This window comes from Arthrobacter sp. Z5-13 (genome assembly GCF_056499105.1).
Genome location: NZ_CP096460.1, coordinates 2,322,434 through 2,342,010, shown reverse-complemented (window position 1 = coordinate 2,342,010; position 19,577 = coordinate 2,322,434). Strand labels below are relative to the sequence as shown.

Here is a 19,577-nt window from a genome sequence, read left to right as displayed (position 1 = left end):
GGTGGAGTGCTGAAAATTGGATTGACGGGCGGAATCGCCTCGGGGAAGTCACAGGTGGCAACACGCCTGCGTGAACTCGGCGCAGTTGTCATTGACGCAGATGCGTTGGCCCGTGAAGTGGTTGAACCGGGAACACCGGGGCTGGCCCGGGTGGTGGACGCGTTCGGCCCCGGCATGCTGGGGGAGGACCGGCGGCTCGACAGGGCAAGGCTGGCCGCAGTGGTCTTCGGCGACCCGCAACGGTTGGCGGTGCTGAACGGGATTGTCCATCCGCTTGTCCGGGAACGGGCCGCCTCGATGGCAAGCGCAGCGCCGCCGGGGGCGGTGGTGGTCCAGGACATTCCCCTCCTCGTCGAGAGCGGCCAAGGTGCCGCCTTCCACCTTGTGCTGGTAGTGGATGCTCCAGACGACGTGCGCGTCCGCCGCATGATGGACTACCGCCAAATGAGCGAGCAGGAAGCCAAGGCCCGGATGGCGGCCCAAGCCACCAGGGAAGTCCGCCTTGCCGCAGCGGACGTCGTCCTGGACAACTCCGGGCTCCGTGAGGCACTCCTGAAGCAAGTGGATCGCTTGTGGGAGGACAGGCTGGTCCCCTTCGCAATGAACCTGGAGCACGGACGCCGGGCAGTGCGGAAGGGAGGACCCGTTCTCGTAGCACCGAATCCGGACTGGAGCAGGCAGGCTGCCCTGCTGATAGCACGGATCAGGGCAGCAGCACCCGATGATGTTGTGGCCCTGGACCATATCGGTTCCACTGCCATCCCTGGCCTGGAAGCCAAGGACGTCATCGATCTTCAACTCGCGGTGGATGACCTTGAGACCGCCGACCGTATTTCCCCACTGCTTGCAGCCGCCGGTTTTCCTCCTTTTCCCGACGTCCTGGCCGACCACCCCAGGCCGTCCTCCCCACATCCCTCCGAGTGGCGGAAAAGACTCCATGGAAACGCTGATCCAGGACGTGATGTTAACCTGCACATTCGTGCAGTGGGCTCGCCGGGGTGGCGGTACGCACTGTGTTTCCGTGACTGGCTCACAGCGGATGCTGCAGCGCTGGAGGCATACCGCGCCGAGAAGCGCAGGGTGGCCGACCTTCATGCAAACGACACATCCACCGTTGGCTATGCCGTGGACAAAGAGGCCTGGTTCACCGAGGTTGCAGACCCCGGAATGGAGCGGTGGGTGAAGCGCACAGGCTGGAGTCCGCCGTCGTACGCTTCAAGCGTGAACACCTAGATTGCGGACAGTGGCTGTCCTAGGGCCGGCTTCCCATGTCACTGGGCGGCGGTAGATTAGATTCATGAGTCTTGCGCAGGAAATCAACCGTGTCGTGGCCCCTTTCGAGGTCATCAGCGAATTCAAGCCTGCCGGTGATCAGCCGGCAGCCATTGCCGAACTGACGGAGCGCATCAGGAACGGTGAGAAGGACGTTGTACTACTGGGCGCGACCGGTACCGGCAAGAGCGCCACCACAGCGTGGCTGATCGAACAGGTGCAGCGGCCCACTCTGGTCATGGTGCAGAACAAGACGCTCGCGGCCCAGCTCGCCAACGAATTCCGGGAACTGCTGCCCAACAACGCGGTGGAATATTTCGTCTCCTATTACGACTACTACCAACCCGAGGCGTACGTAGCCCAGACGGACACGTTCATCGAAAAGGACTCTTCGATCAACGAGGAAGTTGAACGGCTCCGGCATTCCGCCACGAACGCCCTGCTGACGCGCCGGGACGTGATCGTTGTGGCCACGGTTTCCTGCATCTACGGCCTGGGCACCCCTGAGGAATACATCGCCGGAATGGTGACACTTCGCAAGGGCGCCGAAATGAACCGGGACGACCTCCTCCGGAAGTTCGTCTCCATGCAGTACGCGCGCAACGACATGGACTTCCACCGCGGCACCTTCCGCGTCCGCGGCGATACCGTGGAAATCATTCCCATGTATGAGGAACTGGCCATCCGGATCGAATTTTTTGGCGATGAGATCGAGGCCATTCACACACTGCATCCCCTGACCGGAGAGGTGATCCGGGACGAAGAGGAAATGTATGTTTTCCCTGCCTCACACTACGTGGCGGGGCCTGAGCGAATGGCCCGGGCGATCAAGCGGATCGAGGACGAACTCGCTGAGCGGCTGCAGTTGCTGGAAAGCCAGAACAAGCTCGTGGAGGCCCAACGGCTTCGCATGCGGACCACCTATGATCTGGAAATGATGCAGCAGATGGGCTTCTGCAACGGCATTGAAAACTACTCCGCGCACATTGACGGCCGCGCCCGCGGGACCGCGCCGCACTGCCTCCTTGACTACTTCCCAGACGACTTCCTGCTGGTCATCGATGAATCACACGTCACTGTGCCCCAGATCGGTGCGATGTACGAGGGCGACATGTCGCGCAAGCGGAACCTGGTGGACTTCGGCTTCCGGTTGCCATCGGCAATGGACAACCGGCCGCTGAAATGGGACGAATTCCTCGAACGTGTAGGCCAGACCGTCTACCTGTCCGCCACACCCGGTAAGTACGAACTCGGCAAAGCCGACGGCTACGTGCAGCAGATCATCCGCCCCACCGGCCTGATCGATCCGGAAGTCATCGTCAAACCCACCAAGGGCCAGATCGATGACCTCCTGGGCGAAATCAACACCCGGGTGGAGAAGAACGAACGGGTCCTGGTCACCACCCTGACCAAACGCATGGCCGAAGACCTCACCGACTACCTGCTCGGTCATGGAGTCAAGGTCCAGTACCTTCACTCGGATGTGGACACGCTCCGGCGTGTGGAGCTGCTGCGGGAGCTGCGCATGGGCAGCTTCGATGTCCTGGTGGGCATCAACCTCCTGCGCGAAGGCCTGGACCTTCCCGAGGTGTCCCTCGTGAGCATCCTGGACGCGGACAAGGAGGGCTTCCTTCGCTCCGCCACCTCTCTCATCCAGACGATCGGACGTGCCGCCCGTAACGTTTCCGGCCAGGTCCACATGTACGCGGACCGCATCACCGACTCCATGGCGAAGGCCATCGACGAAACGAACCGTCGCCGGGAAATCCAGGTGGCCTACAACACCGAACAAGGCATCGATCCGCAACCGCTGCGGAAGAAGATCGCGGACATTACCGACCAGCTTGCCAAGGAAGACGCCGACACCCAGGAACTGCTGAACAACAACCGCCTGGCGAAGGGCGGCAAGCGTGGAAAACCTGCAGGCAAGGGTCCGGCCACTGTACGGTCGGACGGCCTGGCTGCTGCGCCGGCAGAGGATCTGGTTGGTCTGATCGAACAGCTGACCGAGCAGATGCATGCTGCCGCAGCGGAATTGCAGTTTGAACTGGCTGCACGCATCCGCGACGAAGTGGGGGACCTGAAGAAGGAACTCCGTCAAATGCAGGCCGCCGGGCACGCCTAGCAATGCTGTTCGACACCGCCTAGGTAACGTTCAGGTCACGCACTCCGCCGAAAGATCACGTCCGGGTGACGGGCACGCGGGACGGTAGGGTAAAGTTGTTCTGACGTAGGGGAGTATCCCAAGCGCTACGAACGTCAACACGCAAGGCACAGACGCCTTGCCGGGTGTAGCGGGCGGCCATTCAGCACCAAGTGCACGGTCAGCCGGAGAGACTTACACCGTTTTTTTGTACCCTGCGAAAGGTAGCACCCGTGCCCACACTTCCCGTCTGGTTTGAGATCGGTTCCTTCATAGTCCTCGGTGTCATCCTGCTTTTCGACCTGCTGCTGGTGGTTAAGCGGCCGCATGAACCCTCCATGAAGGAAGCCGGCCTCTGGGTCACCTTCTACGTCGCGTTGGCCCTCGTTTTCGCCGGATGCATGTTCGCATTTGCCGGTCCGGAATATGGCGGCCAGTTCGTAGCAGGCTGGGTAACGGAATACAGCCTCAGTATTGATAACCTCTTCGTCTTCATCATCATCATGGCCCGCTTCTCGGTGCCCCGGAAGTACCAGCAGGAAGTCCTCATGGTGGGCATCATCATCGCCCTCATCCTGCGAGGCATTTTCATCCTGCTTGGCGCCATCGTGATCGAGCAGTTCAGCTGGGTGTTCTACATCTTCGGCGCGTTCCTGCTCTGGACCGCCTGGAAGCAGGCCACTGACAACGGTGAAGATGAGGAAGAAACCGAGAACCCGCTGATCGCCCGGATCCGCAAGGTACTTCCCATGTCCGAGAAGTTCGACGGCGGCAAGCTGCGTACCGTCGTTGACGGCAAGAAGGTCTTCACACCCATGCTCATCGTCTTCGTGACGATCGGCATGACGGACCTGCTGTTCGCAGTAGACTCCATCCCTGCCATCTTCGGCCTGACCCAGAGTGCCTTCATCGTGTTCACGGCCAACATCTTCGCCCTGATGGGACTCCGGCAGCTCTACTTCCTGCTCGGCGGGCTGATGAACCGGCTTATCTACCTCAAGCACGCACTGTCGGTCATTCTGGCGTTCATCGGCGTCAAGCTTATTCTCCACGCCATGCACGTCAACGAACTTCCATTCATCAACGGCGGCCACCACATCGAATGGGCACCGGAAATCCCCACGTATGTATCCCTCGCTGTCATCGTGGGCACCATCGTGATTGCGGTCATCGCCAGCCTCGTGAGCTCCAAAGCCACCAAGGCAAAGCTGGATGCCCGCCTCGAGGAAGACTCCCGGAAAAGCCTGAGCGACGTCGACTAGGGTCTGGCGCCAAACAGCACCAAGATCTACCTGCAACCCCGGCCATTGATGTGGCCGGGGTTGTTCATTTTTAGGGCCTGCCGACTGGATGGCGGGCGCCCTGTCAGGTTGTGCCCGCGCGGTCTATGCTCTGAGAATGGCTACTTCCTCCAAGGCCGAACCCAGCGTCATCCAGGTACAGCGCCGCACAGTCCGGATCCTCGGATCGGCACAGCTTCTCAGCGCAATCGTCACCGGGGCCACAGTTTCCATTGGCTCCCTGCTAGCTGTGGACCTCTCAGGTTCCAATGCCTGGGCCGGATCTGTCGCCACCGTCATGACTCTCGCGGCTGCGCTGGCGGCCTTACCGCTGGCCTCACTCGCTGATCACCGGGGACGGCGGATCGGCCTCGTCTCAGGGCTTGCCACAGCCCTCGCAGGCACGCTGCTGATGGTGCTCTCCGTGGTAACCGGCATTTTCGTGCTTCTGATCCTCGGGGCTGCCGGGGTGGGAGTGGGAGCAGCCTCAAACCTTCAGGCCAGGTTCGCCGCTGTCGATCTCGCCGACTCCGAACATCGCGGGCGGGCGCTCTCGGCGGTTGTATGGGCCATAACCATCGGTGCCGTTGCCGGGCCCAACCTGATCCAGCCGGGGGCAGTTGTCGGCCAGGCGCTGGGTCTCCCGCCCATCGCGGGCCCCTTTGTCATTTCAGCTGCCGGACTCCTTCTTGCCGCCGTCCTGCTCCTGGTGGGACTCCGCCCCGACCCGCTGATCCTTGCGCGGCAATTGGCAGCGGCCGATACGGCGGAACGTGCCCCCACCGCGCAACAAGCCGCTGCGACCTCTGCGGGCCAGCCGGCAGCCGGGACTGCCAGACGCGGCTCATTGGCCCGAGGCCTGCGTGCCGTGCGCAGCTCACCGGCGGCAATCCTTGCCCTGGCCGCCGTGGTTGGTGCCCACGCCGTGATGGTGGGTGTCATGTCCATGACGCCCCTGCACCTACAGGACCTGGTGGCGGGCCCGGGCGTGTCCCATGCCGATCATTCGGCCGGCGGGGATGTCCTGGTCATCATCGGCATCACGATTTCCCTGCACATCGCGGGGATGTTTGCCCTTTCTCCTGTGATGGGCTGGCTGACGGATAAGGCCGGGCGGGTTCAAACCATTGCTTTGGGCTATCTGATACTTGTGGCGGCCGTGGTGGTCTCAGGGCTCGGGCATGCCTCTACAACGTCAGTCGCGGTCGGACTGGTCCTCTTGGGGCTGGGCTGGTCGGCGGCAAGCATCGCGGGATCAACCCTGCTGGCCGAGAGCGTCAGCCCAGACGAGCGGATCGTAGTGCAGGGGACTTCGGACATGCTCATGGGTATGGCTGGTGCCGTCGGCGGCGCATTCTCAGGTTTGGTCCTGAGCTGGGTGGGCTACCAGGGACTCAACCTGGTTGGCGGGCTGGTGGCTGGCGCCGTTTTGGCCGCTGCAGTGGTCAGGATCCTCGGCGGACGAACCAGGACGCAGGGCGGCAGCAAGGTCGCCTCAGGGTAAGTACCCACCTGGATATACCTGGCTGAATTAAGCAGCTCTATAAGCCCGATTGAAAGTCAGCTGCGCACGGCCGACACGGCCGGCCGCACCGAGCGGACCATGCCGAGGAGCCGTCCGAAGATGGCCTCGCCGTCGTCGGCAATGCCATCGTGGTGGAAATCGGGGGTCTCCCAGACTTGGAGTCCACGTACCGCGGCGGCCGTCTCTAAGGAAAGCTCCCTGTCCACATAGATGTCCTCGGTGTACACCGCAGCAGCGACTGGTGTGGTGTTGGCCGCCAGACGGACCGGGTCATACAGCTGCTTCCAGTCGCTTTTCCTGGCCAGGAGTTCGGCCACAGTACGCAGCGGCACCAAAGACTGGTCCTCGTCGAAATACCACGGGTACACCATTTCCCCTGTGAGCAGGACGGGCTCGGCGTGAGGCAGGAACTCCGGGAATTCTTTCAGGACGCGCCAAGCCGCCCAGTCGGTTGCCTCACCCTGCCCATAAATCGACTCATGCATTAAGGCGTAGAGCGGCCCGGACGCTCTCGAAACCAGGGAATGTACCTGCTCCAGGAATGCATCGGACAAGCGGTCGCCCCCGGGTGAGGGAGAAAACGCGTCTTCCAGAAGATGGTGGAGCGCATCAATCCGGGTATTGCCGCCGAGAAAGGACCCCACCATCTGGAGACGTTCCACACTGAGGTGTTCCCCGCTGGGAAGCTTTTCATCCACGTTTACCAGATGCAGCGCAATACGTTGCAGCACTTCACGGTCCTCGGGGTACCGGTTGAAATACTCGGCATTCCGGGCGGCTACCCGGGGGAATGTTGCCCGGTAGACGCGTTCAGCTGGACCGGACAAGGGAGGTAGCCCTCCCGTGATGAGGACTTCGCGCAGACCGGCAGGTGCATGGGAGAGGTAGGTCAGCGCGCAGAAGCCGCCGTAACTTTGCCCATATACAGTCCAGGGACCTGAACCGATGGCAAGCCGGATTGCTTCGGCATCCGCCACGATTGAATCCGCCCTGAAATGCGTCAGGTAGTCAGCCTGGTCCTGGGGATTTCCGCGCAGCGGAAGAGTGTTCCGGTCAATAGGGGAAGATAGCCCCGTTCCCCTCTGATCCAGCATCAGGATGCGGAAGTCCCTGGCTGCGGCCTTGCTCCAGCCGCCCAGGGAGGTGAAACGGTTGCCGCGGCCGCCGGGCCCGCCCTGAAAGTAGACCAGCCAAGGCAATTCAGCGGCGGCTTCCAGACTGTGGTTTGCGGAGACATACTCCCTTGCAAACACGGTGATTGTTTCACCGTTATTGCCGCTGCGAAAGTGGTCGAGCGGAAGCTCAAAAAAGTGCTCGGTGGTCCGCATGCCGCGGAATTCGTGCCTCGCCTTGATCCGATGCGGGACAGGGGCCGCGGGCTTAGCCACCGATCCTGGCTTCCTGCCGGGCAAAGGCTTCCAAAGCGCTACCGGTGAGCCGGAACGTCGACCAGCCGTCCATGGGCACGGCACCGAGTTTCCGATAAAAGTTGATGGAGGGCTCGTTCCAGTCGAGCACGCTCCACTCCACCCGGGCGTAACCGCGTTCGACGGCGGTGTCAGCCAGGTACTGCAGCAGCGCTTTGCCGTGGCCCTCGCCCCGGGAGTCAGGAGTGACGTACAGGTCCTCAAGGTAGATGCCGTGCACACCCTCCCAGGTGGAGTAGTTCAGGAACCAGACAGCAAAGCCCTGCACATCGCCGGCCTCGTTTTCAGCCATGGTGGCGAACACGCTGGGCTGCTCGCAGAAGAGCGCCGCCGTGAGCATCTCCGGGGTGTTCCTGACGGCGTCTGGCTCTTTTTCGTAGACGGCCAGGTCGTGGATCATTTGCAGGATGGCGGGAACGTCGCTTGCCGTGGCGGGCCTGATTACACTCATGACGATTTTCGTTTCTCCCTCTGAACGTTACTGTTTGCCAAGCTGGCGCTGGCAGGTCGCGTGGCGGTGCTCCACCAGCATTCCAACAGCTATTGTCTCAGGTGGCTGAACAGCAGAGTGGGCAACGTGACAAATCAGGGAAAAGCCGCGCCGAGGGCAGGGTCTTTGGAACCACGAATTTTTTTCTGTTCAATTCCGGCCCTTGCCCCGGAATTCCGTAAAGGGCAATCGAAAAGTCTATTTTGATCACGCGACCCGAAACTTTAAGAATCCACCAAAGAACCATTCGGAAGTGCACCATTAATCCCTACTCGGATAATTTTTAGAGTCGTTTTCAACAAACACGTGCATTCCTCTCCCGAGGTGCAGTAGTAACCTGATACTCTCCCCCCATATTGGCCTCACCCTCGTCGGAGAACTACGTGATCAGGGTTGAGGCCGGCGCGTAAATGGAGGACTGAATGCAGAATAGGGCAATGCTCATTGGGGGCTGCGTAGCAGGAGGGTTGGTCCTGGGGGGATGTACATTTCCACCGACCAACAACTCGCCGGCATCAGAAGCTGCTAGTAACCGGACACATGCTCACACGGCGTCACCGGCACCTTCAACGATAGATTCACCTCAAACGTCGGCAGCCCCATCGCCTCCATCTCCGGAAGCGTTAGCCACGGAGGATCTGAGTAACGTTCTCTGCCAGCCGGACGGCAACGGCGTTTGGTCGTTTAGCGGAACCCTAACCAATTCCGATCCAAGGGATGTCGTCTACCTGGTGGCAGTGGCCGTGGGTGTGAACAGCAGTGTTGCAGGCCATGCCATGATTGAGCAGCCTGTCGCGGCCGGGTCGAAGGCGGACATCCAGGCTTCGGCCTTTGCCACTAACGCTCCCGCCGGTGCTCAGTGCGAGGCGGTGGTCTCAAAGTGAGCTCAGCACTTTTCTCCCGATCGCAAAGAATGCTCACAGGCGCCGTCCTGACCGCATCCCTTATGGGGGTGACGTTGCTGACACCCGCCTTCGCTTTTGATCCATCCCAGCCTGCGCCTCACTCGTCCACGCCTAACCAGCCGGAACCATCGAGCAGCGGAGATCAGGACAGTCCAATGCCGATCTCCCCGACTAACGAATCCCCAGGGGCCATACCTTCGACAGCGAGTTCAGCTGAACCCGAAAATCCGTCAGCCGCTTCTTTGGCCGAGCAGGGGCCGGCGCTGGTCGAGGGCGGCGACTCTGACACGCCGGCAACATCCGCGACCCCTCCCGATGATTTCACCCCCTTTGGCGCCATTGGCGCCAAGTGGCTGGCGCTAGGTGGCGAAGCCGGCCCCTTGGGGAGTCCGACGTCTAACGAGCTTTGTGACAGCACCGGAACGTGCGTTGAAACGTTCGTCGGCGGGGACATCTACTACAGTCCCAAGACGGGCGCGCATCCGGTTTTCCTGACGCATGGGAGGACAGGCCCGCACTGGAATTCGAGCGGGGGGCTGCCTGCCTTTGGTTACCCTGTCACGGATGAAGTCTGCGACGCTGTTGGCTGCTACCAGCGCTTCTCCGGCGGGTTCGATATCACGTGGACAATCCAGGGGTATCGCTTGGTCTGGTCGCAGGGAGCCATTGGCGGTGCTGTACATAGAATCTATGGCGGCTACTCAGGCATCGGCTATCCCACCACCGACGAGATCTGTAATTTGAAGGATCAGGGTTGCTCACAGGAGTTCGGCAGGCTGAGGCTGGTTTGGTCCGCAAAGTCGGGGGCCTACGGCGTGTGGACTCCAGGCGCCATCGGTTCGCTATACACCTCTATTGGTGCGGAGAACGGGAAACTGGGCTACCCGACATCCAAAGAGGTTTGCGGGCTAAAGGCCAACGGCTGCTATCAGAATTATGAGGGTGGTGCGATCGTTTGGTCGCCGGGCACCGGTGCTCGAATCAGCGAGGGCCCTATGCGAAAGAACTGGGCCAGCCGTGGCTACGAGAACGGGCCTCTTGGGTATGCAGTCGCTGATGTGGTGTGCGGCCTTGCGGGAAACGGCTGCCTGCAGGAGTACCAGGGCGGAACCATCTACTGGTCGCCCGTTGCAGGGGCTCATTCGGTCAACGGGGGAATCAAGGCGAGATTTGACCAGCAAGGCGGAATCGGAGGGTATTTGGCGTATCCCCTGGAAAATGAAGTGTGCGGCCAGCCGGGCGGCGGCTGCTATCAATGGTTCCAGGGCGGACTCATCTTTTGGTCCCCAACTACAGGATCGCAGCCCATCCGGGGCGGAATGCAGGCCAAATATGCATCGATGGGATGGCATCTCGGCTACCTTGGCTACCCCGCGACACCAGAAGTCTGCTCGGGGGGAGAGTGTATACAGGCGTTTCAGGGCGGTTACCTGACGTGGACACCAGCAGTATCGGCAGATTACCGACACACCGAGTGCACCAAGCTCAACGACGGACGAATCAAATATTCAACCGGAAACGCAAATCGGGTAACCCTGACTTTCACTGGTGACTACGGCCAGTCCTACGCCAGCGTCCTGCACTGCAAGCGTGTTGCTGGTTGGTACGTCACCGACTGGAAAACCGACGGATTCGTTGGGGCGAGTGGATTCAAACCGCCAGGAGTAGCGTCCGGCCCCACTCGTTACAACTTCTCGCCCACCGGCTCCTACTCGGTCACGGAAGCCTTTGGGCTGGGTAATCCTGGCACCGCACTGCCTTATCGGACTCTCAATCCCAGATCCCGGTGGGGTGGAAACCCCTGGACAGACACCTACAACAAGTACTTCGAATCAAGTTCTTGGGTGGGCTACGACGAGAACATGTGGTATTTCGCTACGGGAAGGTCGCATGATTATCGCCAAGGTGCGGTGATCAACTACAACAGGCCGCCTGACTCCGAGATTGTTCATGATGCCGGGTTTGCGATCTTCCTGCATCAGCACAAGGTACCTACTGCAGGCTGCATCTCTCTCGATGACTGGGCAGTGGAGGACTTCCTCCGGAAGTCAGTCCCCGGTGACAGGATCATTATGGGTGTTGCACGCGACATTTTCTGGTAGCGAGGGCGGTCAGAGCCTGTTGACGTCCGTCACCCGGACAACAGCGGTCCCCGTTTCATCCGAAGCGGCAAGGTCCACTTCGGCCGAAATGCCCCAGTCGTGGTTCCGGGCAGGATCGTCAAAGATCTGCCTCACCTTCCAGACGTCCGGCTCCTCCGTGATGATGAGCAGTCCCGGGCCCCGGGCGTCCGGTCCGGTTCCGATGTCGTCGTGCTCGTCAAAGTAGTCGTCCAGGACATCTTCCCAGCGTTCCGCATCCCAGCCATTCCCGCCGTCGAGCTCGCCAAGGGCAGTGGCGGCCTCATCGGCGAAGAGTTCCACGCGGCGGAACATCTCGTTCCGGACCATGACCCGGAATGCCCGGATGTTTGAGGTCAGTGACGGAGGCGGCGGCGGGGGAGCATCGTGCGGCGTGGGGGCCGCGCCGGAGGTGAGCTCCTCCCATTCGTCCAACAGGCTGGAGTCCACCTGGCGGACCAGCTCACCAAGCCATGCGATGAGATCTTCCAGGTCCTCCCTCAACGCATCCTGCGGCACCGTCTGGCGCAGTGCCTTGTAACCGTCTGCCAGATACCGGAGCACAATGCCTTCGGAACGGGCCAGCCCGTAAAACTGAACGAATTCCCCGAAGTTCATGGCGCGTTCGTACATGTCCCGCACCACGGACTTCGGTGCCAACTCGAAATCGCCAACCCAAGGCGCTGCCTTGCGGTAAACGTCGAAGGCCTCGCCCAGGATCTCAGCAAGGGGCTGCTGGTAGCTCACTTCCTCAAGCATGGCCATGCGCTGGTCGTATTCAATGCCGTCGGCCTTCATGGCGGCCACGGCTTCTCCGCGCGCCTTCTTCTGCTGGGCGGAGAGGATCTGCCGGGGCTTCTCGAGTGTCGCTTCGATGACGGACACCACGTCAAGAGCGTACGACGGCGACTCCGGATCAAGCAGCTCAAGGGCCGCAAGGGCGAAGGGGGAGAGCGGCTGGTTCAGCGCAAAGTTGGCCTGCAGGTGCACTGTGAGCCGCACACTCCTGCCGTCCGGACCCTGTTCGTGTTCCGGGATGCGTTCCACCACGCCCGCAGCCAGCAGCTCCCGGTAAATGCCGAGTGCCTTCTTCATAAGCTGCAGCTGGGATGACCTCGGCTCGTGATTTTCCGTCAGGAGGCGGCGGGTGGCTGTGAAAGGATCTCCGGGCCGTTCCATCAGGTTCATGAGCATCGCGTGGGTCACGGCGAAACTTGATGTCAGCGGATCCGGAACAGATTCGACAAGGCGCTTGTAGGTGGGCTCACCCCATGACACAAATCCTTCCGGCGGTTTCCGTTTCACAACCTGCCGCAGCTTCTTCTGGTCGTCCCCGAATTTCGCTGTTGCCTTGGCCATGGCTTTGATGTTCTCAGTGACATGTTCCGGCGCCTGGACCACCACCGTGCCTGCTGTGTCGTACCCTGCCCTGCCTGCCCTCCCCGCTATCTGATGGAACTCCCGGGAGTTGAGCAGGCGGGTGCGGACGCCGTCGTACTTGCTGAGCGCGGTCAGGAGCACCGTGCGGATGGGGACGTTGATTCCAACTCCCAAGGTGTCGGTGCCGCAGATGACTTTCAACAATCCGGCCTGCGCCAGCTGCTCAACGAGGCGCCGGTACTTCGGCAGCATGCCTGCATGGTGTACACCGATGCCGTGGCGCACCAGGCGGTTGAGCGTTTTCCCGAAACCTGCAGCGAAGCGGAAATTCGCGATCAGTTCGGCGATCTTGTCCTTTTCGTCCCGCGTGCAGACGTTGATGCTCATGAGGTTCTGCGCCCGGTCGATCGCTTCCAGCTGGCTGAAATGGACAACGTAGACAGGCACCTGCTTGGTGGAAAGCAGCTCCTCAAGGGTCTCGTGAACAGGGGTTTGCTGATAGTAGTAGTGCAGCGGGATGGGACGTTCAACGGAACTGACGGTCGTCGTCGGCCGCCCTGTCAGTTCCGTCAGGCAGTCCTCAAAACGGCTGACGTCACCCAGGGTCGCTGACATCAGCAGGAAACGGGCCTGGGGCAGTTCCAGGAGCGGCACCTGCCACGCCCAGCCGCGCTGAGGGTCGGAGTAAAAGTGGAACTCATCCATGATGACGGCACCCAGGTCGGCAGCCGTGCCTTCACGCAAAGCGATGTTGGCGAGGATTTCCGCTGTGCAGCAGATGATGGGGGCGTCCTGGTTCACGCCGGAGTCACCAGTGATCATGCCAACATTCTCTGCGCCGAAAATCTCGCAAAGGGCGAAGAACTTTTCCGAAACCAGGGCCTTGATCGGTGCTGTGTAGTAGCTCCGTTCACCTCGCGCCATGGCTTGGAAATGGGCGGCGATCGCAACGAGGGACTTTCCGGATCCGGTGGGAGTGGCCAGAATGACATTGGCGCCGGCAGCAAGCTCCATGATGGCTTCATCCTGCGCCTCATAGAGAGCCAGTCCGCGGCTTTCCGTCCAGTCCACAAACCGGCTGTACAGCGCGTCCGCATCCGGACCTGCTCCTGTGGAAGTAAGTGCGGAGGGGACGGGAAGCTGATCAACGAGTTTCATTGCCTTCCAGCTTAGTGCCCGCTGCTAGGCTCGCTGGGACGGAAACATTGGGGAGCGAGGCACTTATGAAGTGGGATCCGGCGAGATACGTGCAGTTCGGCGACTACCGCAACAGGCCGTTCTTTGATCTGGTGGGACGCGTCCGGGCCGAGAAACCTCGGGTGGTGGTGGATCTGGGGTGCGGCCCGGGCAACCTCACAGCAACCCTCGCTGAGCGCTGGCCCAAGGCGGAAGTGATCGGTCTGGATTCCTCCGTGGAAATGCTGCGCCATGCCACAGCCGATGCCGTAGGGCCCAACCTCACTTTCAGTCTGGGTGGAATCGCGGAATGGGTGCCCTCCGCCAGGACCGACGTCGTGGTTACTAACGCCGCCCTCCAGTGGGTGCCCGGTCATGTGGAACTGTTGAAGAAGTGGCTGGATGCCCTTGAGCCCGGTGCGTGGTTTGCACTGCAGGTCCCGGGCAATTTCAACGCCCCCTCCCATGCCCTGATGCGCCAACTTGCCGAATCAGCGTCCTGGGATGACAGGCTCGCCGGCGTTCTCCGTCACAGCGACGCCGTGGGAGAACCGGATGAATACCTCGAGGTCATGCTCGACGCCGGCTGTGAAGCTGACGCGTGGGAAACCACCTACCACCAGGTGCTTCAGGGGGAAAATGCCGTCCTGGAATGGGTACGGGGAACGGGGCTCAGGCCCGTTTTGGCAGCGCTGCCGCCAAACGAGGCGGTTGAGTTTGAGGCCGAATACTCTGCCTTGCTCGACAAGGCGTATCCCGTAACGGGCCATGGAACGGTGCTTCCGTTCCGAAGGATCTTCGCCGTAGCCCACAAGCCTGCCTGAGTTTCCCCCGACCAGTGCCAGGATGTTTTGCTTGAGCGTCCGGTGCCCTGGCTTGTTCAGGCAGAAGGACGCTGGTCTAATTCTCATCATGGAGATACCAGTGTGAGTGCCGCCGAAGCATTCCCCGGAACGTGGAAGCCCAACCACAGCAGCTCGGTGCCGCTCTTTGAGCAACTGCGGCTGAACGTCATTGAACGGGCTGACGCCGGGAAGCTAGTGCCCGGGACTAAACTTCCCGCGGTGCGGAACCTTGCGGCGGAGCTGGGGGTCGCTCCCCATACTGTGGCAAGGGCTTACAAGGAACTTGAGGCCGCCGGGGTGGTTGCCACGCGCGGCAGGAACGGCACGGTGGTTTGTGCCAGGGATGATGCCTGGGGCTCCCTGTCGGAGGCGGCTGCTGAGTATGCATCAAAGGCAAAAGCCCAAGGGGTGAGCTTTGCTGCCGCTGTACAGTTGCTGGCCGCAGCCTACGATGCGGAATAATGGCAGCTCATGGAAATTCGAAGAAGTTTTCGATTAGCATTAGTGGGTGCCTAAAGCCGTAGCTGAAGATCCAGCCGTTGATGTCCACTCCGCCGTCGCGCCGCTCACCCATGCCACTCCGCTCCGTCCGGACCTGTCGCGCCTCATAGTCAAGGGTGCCCGGGAACACAATCTGCAGAACGTGGACCTCGATCTGCCCAGGGACGCGATGATCGTTTTCACCGGCCTCTCGGGCTCGGGAAAATCCTCGCTGGCCTTCGACACCATCTTCGCCGAAGGGCAGCGGCGGTACGTCGAGTCGCTGTCCGCGTACGCCCGGCAGTTCCTGGGCCAGGTGGACAAGCCGGACGTTGACTTCATTGAGGGCCTGTCGCCGGCCGTCTCGATTGACCAGAAGTCAACGAGCAAAAACCCGCGGTCAACCGTGGGCACCATTACTGAAATCTATGACTACATGCGCTTGCTGTGGGCCAGGGTGGGCCGCCCGTATTGCCCCACCTGCGGCGAGCCTGTCACCAAGCAGACTCCCCAGCAGATTGTGGACCAGTTGCTCGAACTGGGGGAGGGCACGCGGTTCCAGGTGTTGGCCCCGGTAGTCCGCGGCCGCAAGGGCGAGTTCGTTGAACTCTTCAAAGAACTCACAGCCAAAGGCTATTCACGCGCACGCGTTGACGGCGAGCTCGTGCAGCTGAGTGATCCGCCAAAGCTCGGGAAGCAGTTCAAGCACACCATCGAAGTCGTCGTTGACCGTCTGGTGGTCAAGGAAGGCATCAGCCAGCGCCTCACTGATTCCATCGAAACGGCCCTGGGACTCGCCGAAGGCCGGGTTCTTGCCGAATTTGTGGACCTGGATCCCAAGGATGACGGCCGGCTTCGGGCGTTCTCCGAGCACCTCGCCTGCCCAAACGAACACCCCTTGGCTATCGACGAAATTGAACCGCGCTCCTTCTCCTTCAACAACCCCTTCGGTGCCTGTTCGGCGTGCAGCGGCATTGGGACCAAGCTTGAGGTGGATGAGGACCTGATCGTCCCGAACGGCGAGCTGTCGCTTGCCCAAGGCGCCATCGCACCCTGGTCCCTCGGGACAGCCACCACGGAGTACTGGAACCGGCTGCTGGAGGGCCTGTCCCATGAACTGGGCTTCTCCATGGACACGGCCTGGGAAGATCTGTCCCAAGAAGTGCGGCAGACCGTCCTTCACGGCAAGGACCACAACGTTGTGGTGCAGTACCGCAACCGCTTTGGCCGCGAGCGGAAGTACAGCACAGGGTTTGAAGGTGCCATCCAGTATGTGCACCGCAAGCACGGTGAGACCGACTCGGACTGGGCCCGTGACCGCTACGAGGAATACATGCGGCAGATCCCGTGCCCTGTGTGTAACGGTGCCCGCCTCAACCCTGCCTCGCTGTCCGTGCTCATCAACGGCAAGTCCATTGCCGACGTCGCCGCCCTGCCCATGCGTGAATGTGCGCACTTCCTCAACAATCTGGTCCTGACCGGCCGGGAAGCCCAGATCGCCCACCAGGTCCTTAAGGAGATCCAGGCCCGGCTGACATTCCTTCTCGACGTCGGCCTCGAATACCTCAACCTTGAGCGGCCCTCTGCCACCCTGTCCGGGGGAGAGGCTCAGCGTATCCGCCTGGCGACCCAGATCGGTTCGGGCCTGGTGGGAGTCCTTTACGTCCTCGATGAGCCCTCCATCGGTCTCCACCAGCGTGACAACCGCAGGCTTATTGAGACCCTCACCCGGCTCCGGGATCTTGGGAACACCCTGATTGTGGTTGAGCATGATGAGGACACCATTCAGGAAGCTGACTGGATAGTGGACATCGGACCAGGGGCCGGAGAACACGGCGGCCAGGTGGTTCACTCCGGTTCATATACTGCCCTGCTGGAAAACAGGAAGTCACTGACCGGCGACTACCTCTCCGGACGCAAGTCCATCGACATTCCGAAGAAACGCCGGAAATACGACAAGAAGCGTGAACTGAAGGTCATCGGCGCCAAGGAAAACAACCTGGTAAACGTGGATGCAGCATTTCCGCTCGGCCTGCTGACTGCTGTGACAGGGGTGAGTGGATCAGGAAAGTCCACCCTGGTTAACGAGATCCTTTATAAGGTGCTGGCCAACAAACTCAATGGGGCCAAGCAGGTTGCCGGCAGGCACAAGAGCATCCAGGGCCTTGAGCACCTCGACAAAGTGGTGCATGTTGACCAAAGCCCTATCGGCAGGACACCCCGCTCAAACCCCGCCACGTATACGGGAGTGTTCGACAACATCCGCAAGCTGTTCGCGGATACCACTGAAGCGAAGGTCCGGGGTTACATGCCGGGCCGGTTCTCCTTCAACGTCAAAGGCGGACGCTGCGAGGCGTGCTCCGGGGATGGCACGCTCAAGATCGAGATGAACTTCCTCCCCGACGTCTATGTTCCGTGCGAGGTCTGCCATGGTGCCCGCTACAACCGGGAAACGCTGGAAGTGCACTACAAGGGCAAGACCATCGCGGACGTGCTGAACATGTCCATCGAGGAAGGCGCTGAGTTCTTTGCAGCCTTCTCGCCGATCGCCAGGCATCTGAACACCCTGGTGGACGTCGGTCTTGGCTACGTCCGCCTGGGCCAGCCTGCAACCACCCTCTCCGGGGGTGAAGCGCAGCGGGTCAAGCTGGCCGCTGAACTCCAGAAGCGGTCCAACGGGCGCAGCGTCTACGTCCTTGACGAACCCACCACCGGGCTGCACTTCGAGGACATCCGTAAGCTCCTCCTGGTCCTCCAGGGACTGGTGGACAAGGGCAACACGGTGATTACCATCGAGCACAACCTCGATGTCATCAAGAGTGCCGACTGGATTGTGGATCTTGGTCCCGACGGCGGTTCCGGCGGCGGACAGGTCATCGCTACAGGCACTCCAGAGCAGGTTGCAAGGTCGAAGGACAGTTACACGGCAACCTTCCTGGCCGAGATCCTCGGGTAGCACTCCCGGGCGCCCTCGCCCGGTGGCTGTTCCGCATCGGTGCGCCTGCCATATATTCCGCACGCGGAATGCGAGTTTCAGGCTCGTGCGCAGTCGTGAGAAACTAAGCCGGTGACTCATTCAACAGTGCCTGTAATCTTCGACCTGGACGGCACTCTTGTCGACCCTGCCGGTGGTATCACCGACGGAATCGCCTCCGCTTTGACTGAGCTCAACCTTGAGGTTCCTGATCCGGCCACGCTTAAAGCGATGATCGGTCCGAAGCTGAGTGATTCGCTGTTGAACGTCGCGGGGGTCCCCGAAGGGCTGCTCCCGGAAGCCATCAGGCTGTATCGCGCGTACTATCTGGACCGCGGCATAGCGCAAGGCCGGCTGTATCCAGGGATCGGCGAACTGGTGGAATCTTATGCGTCAGCGGGCAGGCCTATTGCTGTGGCCACCCAAAAGCCTGAGGGCCTCGCACGGGTAGTGCTCGAACATCACGGTATCGCTGAATTCTTCAAAGCCACGCGGGGTTCCGCCGCAGACGAAACCCTCGAACAGTCAGGCCCAAGGGGAAAGAACGCTATTGTTGCGGCCGCGCTGGCGGACCTCGGAACGCAGTCTGCAGTTATGGTGGGGGACCGCGCCCAGGACGTGGCAGGAGCGTTGGCCAACGGGCTGGACTGCATAGGAGTCGGATGGGGGTTCGCCTTGGACGGAGAACTGCAGGAGGCCGGCGCCATGGTGATCGTCGATGACTCTGCTGCGCTTGCCGCCACTATCAACAGACTGGACGAAGTCCGGACAGCCATTCTGAATGAGGTGCACAACGATGGCATTGTTTGATGCAATCCGCTGGACCACCCGGGGCCTCATTTCAGGATCGTGCCGTCCTACCGTTATCGGCTTGGAAAACGTTCCTGCCGAGGGCCCGTTTATTGTGGCACCCAATCACTTGTCCTTCCTGGACAGCGTCATTGTCCAGGCATTGATGCCCCGCCCCGTGGCCTTCTTTGCGAAGGCCGAATACTTCACAACCGGGGGCGTTAAAGGCCGGGTCATGAAGTCGTTCTTCGAAGCCGTTGGCTCCATTCCGGTTGAGCGTGGGGAGCAGGCTGCGAGCGTACAGGCGCTTAAGACCCTGCTGGACATCCTCGAATCCGGAAAGGGAATCGGCATCTACCCCGAGGGAACACGTTCCCGGGACGGGATTCTGTACCGGGGACGAACGGGTGTGGGCTGGCTGGCACTAACCACCGGCGCCCCCGTTATACCGGTGGGGCTGATCGGAACCCAAAACCTTCAACCTGCCGGCCGTAACGCGGTCAAGCCGCAGCATTTCACCATGAAGGTCGGCGAACCGCTGTACTTCGAGAAGACAGGCCCGGACCACTCACTTCCGGCCCGGAGGCAAGTCACCGATACCATCATGGACGCCATCGCCGACCTGAGCGGCCAGGAACGGGCCACAGGCTACAACCAGAGCAAGATCACCGACTGAGCGGCGGATCCTCCAAGGGTCCGCTCCTTTCGCCGTTGGCGTAGCCGTCCCAGGCGGAGGGGCCGTTGACATAGTTGTGGCGGCGCCTCAGTAGA

At 61.1% G+C, this 19,577-nt stretch carries 13 protein-coding genes; 10 read left to right on the top strand and 3 right to left on the bottom strand.

Going from position 1 to position 19,577, the window contains the following annotated elements:
• Nucleotides 1-6: 6 nt before the first annotated feature.
• From coaE to M1E02_RS11170, 4 genes are all read left to right on the top strand, one after another.
• Nucleotides 7-1,233: a dephospho-CoA kinase gene (gene coaE, locus M1E02_RS11185; RefSeq protein ID WP_479374344.1), complete on the top strand. Its 1,227-nt coding sequence runs from the start codon at nt 7-9 to the stop codon at nt 1,231-1,233.
• 64 nt (nt 1,234-1,297) lie between these two features.
• Nucleotides 1,298-3,397 carry an excinuclease ABC subunit UvrB gene (uvrB, locus tag M1E02_RS11180; protein WP_479374343.1) on the top strand — a complete coding sequence of 700 codons (2,100 nt, stop codon included), beginning with the start codon at nt 1,298-1,300 and terminating at the stop codon, nt 3,395-3,397.
• Nucleotides 3,398-3,648: 251 nt separating this feature from the next.
• Nucleotides 3,649-4,677, top strand: coding sequence for a TerC family protein (locus M1E02_RS11175; protein WP_479374342.1), 1,029 nt, complete (start codon nt 3,649-3,651; stop codon nt 4,675-4,677).
• Nucleotides 4,678-4,813: 136 nt separating this feature from the next.
• Nucleotides 4,814-6,199 carry an MFS transporter gene (locus tag M1E02_RS11170; RefSeq protein WP_479374341.1) on the top strand — a complete coding sequence of 462 codons (1,386 nt, stop codon included), beginning with the start codon at nt 4,814-4,816 and terminating at the stop codon, nt 6,197-6,199.
• Between the two features lie 56 nt (nt 6,200-6,255).
• Here the strand turns inward: M1E02_RS11170 and M1E02_RS11165 are convergent, their stop codons facing one another.
• Both M1E02_RS11165 and M1E02_RS11160 read right to left on the bottom strand, forming a co-directional pair.
• Nucleotides 6,256-7,548, bottom strand: a complete 1,293-nt coding sequence (locus M1E02_RS11165) for an alpha/beta fold hydrolase (RefSeq protein ID WP_479378131.1) — start codon at nt 7,546-7,548, stop codon at nt 6,256-6,258.
• A 52-nt stretch (nt 7,549-7,600) separates the two neighbouring features.
• The gene (locus M1E02_RS11160) at nt 7,601-8,098 is read right to left on the bottom strand and encodes an N-acetyltransferase family protein (protein WP_479374340.1); all 498 of its coding nucleotides are present in this window, start codon (nt 8,096-8,098) and stop codon (nt 7,601-7,603) included.
• 1,099 nt (nt 8,099-9,197) lie between these two features.
• Between M1E02_RS11160 and M1E02_RS11155 the strand changes: the two genes are divergently transcribed.
• Entirely contained in the window at nt 9,198-11,144 is a 1,947-nt protein-coding gene (locus M1E02_RS11155; protein WP_479374339.1) for a L,D-transpeptidase family protein, read from the top strand.
• 9 nt (nt 11,145-11,153) lie between these two features.
• On the opposite strand, the gene M1E02_RS11150 is transcribed toward M1E02_RS11155, so the two are convergent.
• On the bottom strand, nt 11,154-13,700 hold the full coding sequence (locus tag M1E02_RS11150) for a DEAD/DEAH box helicase (RefSeq protein WP_479374338.1): 2,547 nt from the start codon (nt 13,698-13,700) through the stop codon (nt 11,154-11,156).
• 65 nt (nt 13,701-13,765) lie between these two features.
• Between M1E02_RS11150 and M1E02_RS11145 the strand changes: the two genes are divergently transcribed.
• From M1E02_RS11145 to M1E02_RS11125, 5 genes are all read left to right on the top strand, one after another.
• Complete coding sequence (locus tag M1E02_RS11145) at nt 13,766-14,542, top strand: trans-aconitate 2-methyltransferase (RefSeq protein WP_479374337.1); 777 nt, start codon at nt 13,766-13,768, stop codon at nt 14,540-14,542.
• A 102-nt stretch (nt 14,543-14,644) separates the two neighbouring features.
• On the top strand, nt 14,645-15,025 hold the full coding sequence (locus M1E02_RS11140; protein WP_479374336.1) for a GntR family transcriptional regulator: 381 nt from the start codon (nt 14,645-14,647) through the stop codon (nt 15,023-15,025).
• A gap of 46 nt (nt 15,026-15,071) precedes the next feature.
• The gene (gene uvrA, locus M1E02_RS11135; RefSeq protein ID WP_479374335.1) at nt 15,072-17,999 is read left to right on the top strand and encodes an excinuclease ABC subunit UvrA; all 2,928 of its coding nucleotides are present in this window, start codon (nt 15,072-15,074) and stop codon (nt 17,997-17,999) included.
• Nucleotides 18,000-18,110: 111 nt separating this feature from the next.
• Nucleotides 18,111-18,827 carry an HAD hydrolase-like protein gene (locus M1E02_RS11130; RefSeq protein ID WP_479374334.1) on the top strand — a complete coding sequence of 239 codons (717 nt, stop codon included), beginning with the start codon at nt 18,111-18,113 and terminating at the stop codon, nt 18,825-18,827.
• Nucleotides 18,814-19,482, top strand: a complete 669-nt coding sequence (locus tag M1E02_RS11125) for a lysophospholipid acyltransferase family protein (RefSeq protein ID WP_479374333.1) — start codon at nt 18,814-18,816, stop codon at nt 19,480-19,482. Before M1E02_RS11130 ends, M1E02_RS11125 begins: the two co-directional genes overlap by 14 nt.
• Nucleotides 19,483-19,577 lie beyond the last annotated feature (95 nt).

Excerpts from the sequence above, each read along its gene's own strand:
- M1E02_RS11155 (WP_479374339.1), top strand. The coding sequence starts at position 9,198 with ATGCCGATCTCCCCGACTAACGAATCCCCAGGGGCCATACCTTCGACA.
- uvrB (WP_479374343.1), top strand. The coding sequence starts at position 1,298 with ATGAGTCTTGCGCAGGAAATCAACCGTGTCGTGGCCCCTTTCGAGGTC.
- M1E02_RS11165 (WP_479378131.1), bottom strand. The coding sequence starts at position 7,548 with ATGCGGACCACCGAGCACTTTTTTGAGCTTCCGCTCGACCACTTTCGC.
- M1E02_RS11125 (WP_479374333.1), top strand. The coding sequence starts at position 18,814 with ATGGCATTGTTTGATGCAATCCGCTGGACCACCCGGGGCCTCATTTCA.
- M1E02_RS11145 (WP_479374337.1), top strand. The coding sequence starts at position 13,766 with ATGAAGTGGGATCCGGCGAGATACGTGCAGTTCGGCGACTACCGCAAC.
- M1E02_RS11160 (WP_479374340.1), bottom strand. The coding sequence starts at position 8,098 with ATGAGTGTAATCAGGCCCGCCACGGCAAGCGACGTTCCCGCCATCCTG.
- M1E02_RS11170 (WP_479374341.1), top strand. The coding sequence starts at position 4,814 with ATGGCTACTTCCTCCAAGGCCGAACCCAGCGTCATCCAGGTACAGCGC.
- M1E02_RS11150 (WP_479374338.1), bottom strand. The coding sequence starts at position 13,700 with ATGAAACTCGTTGATCAGCTTCCCGTCCCCTCCGCACTTACTTCCACA.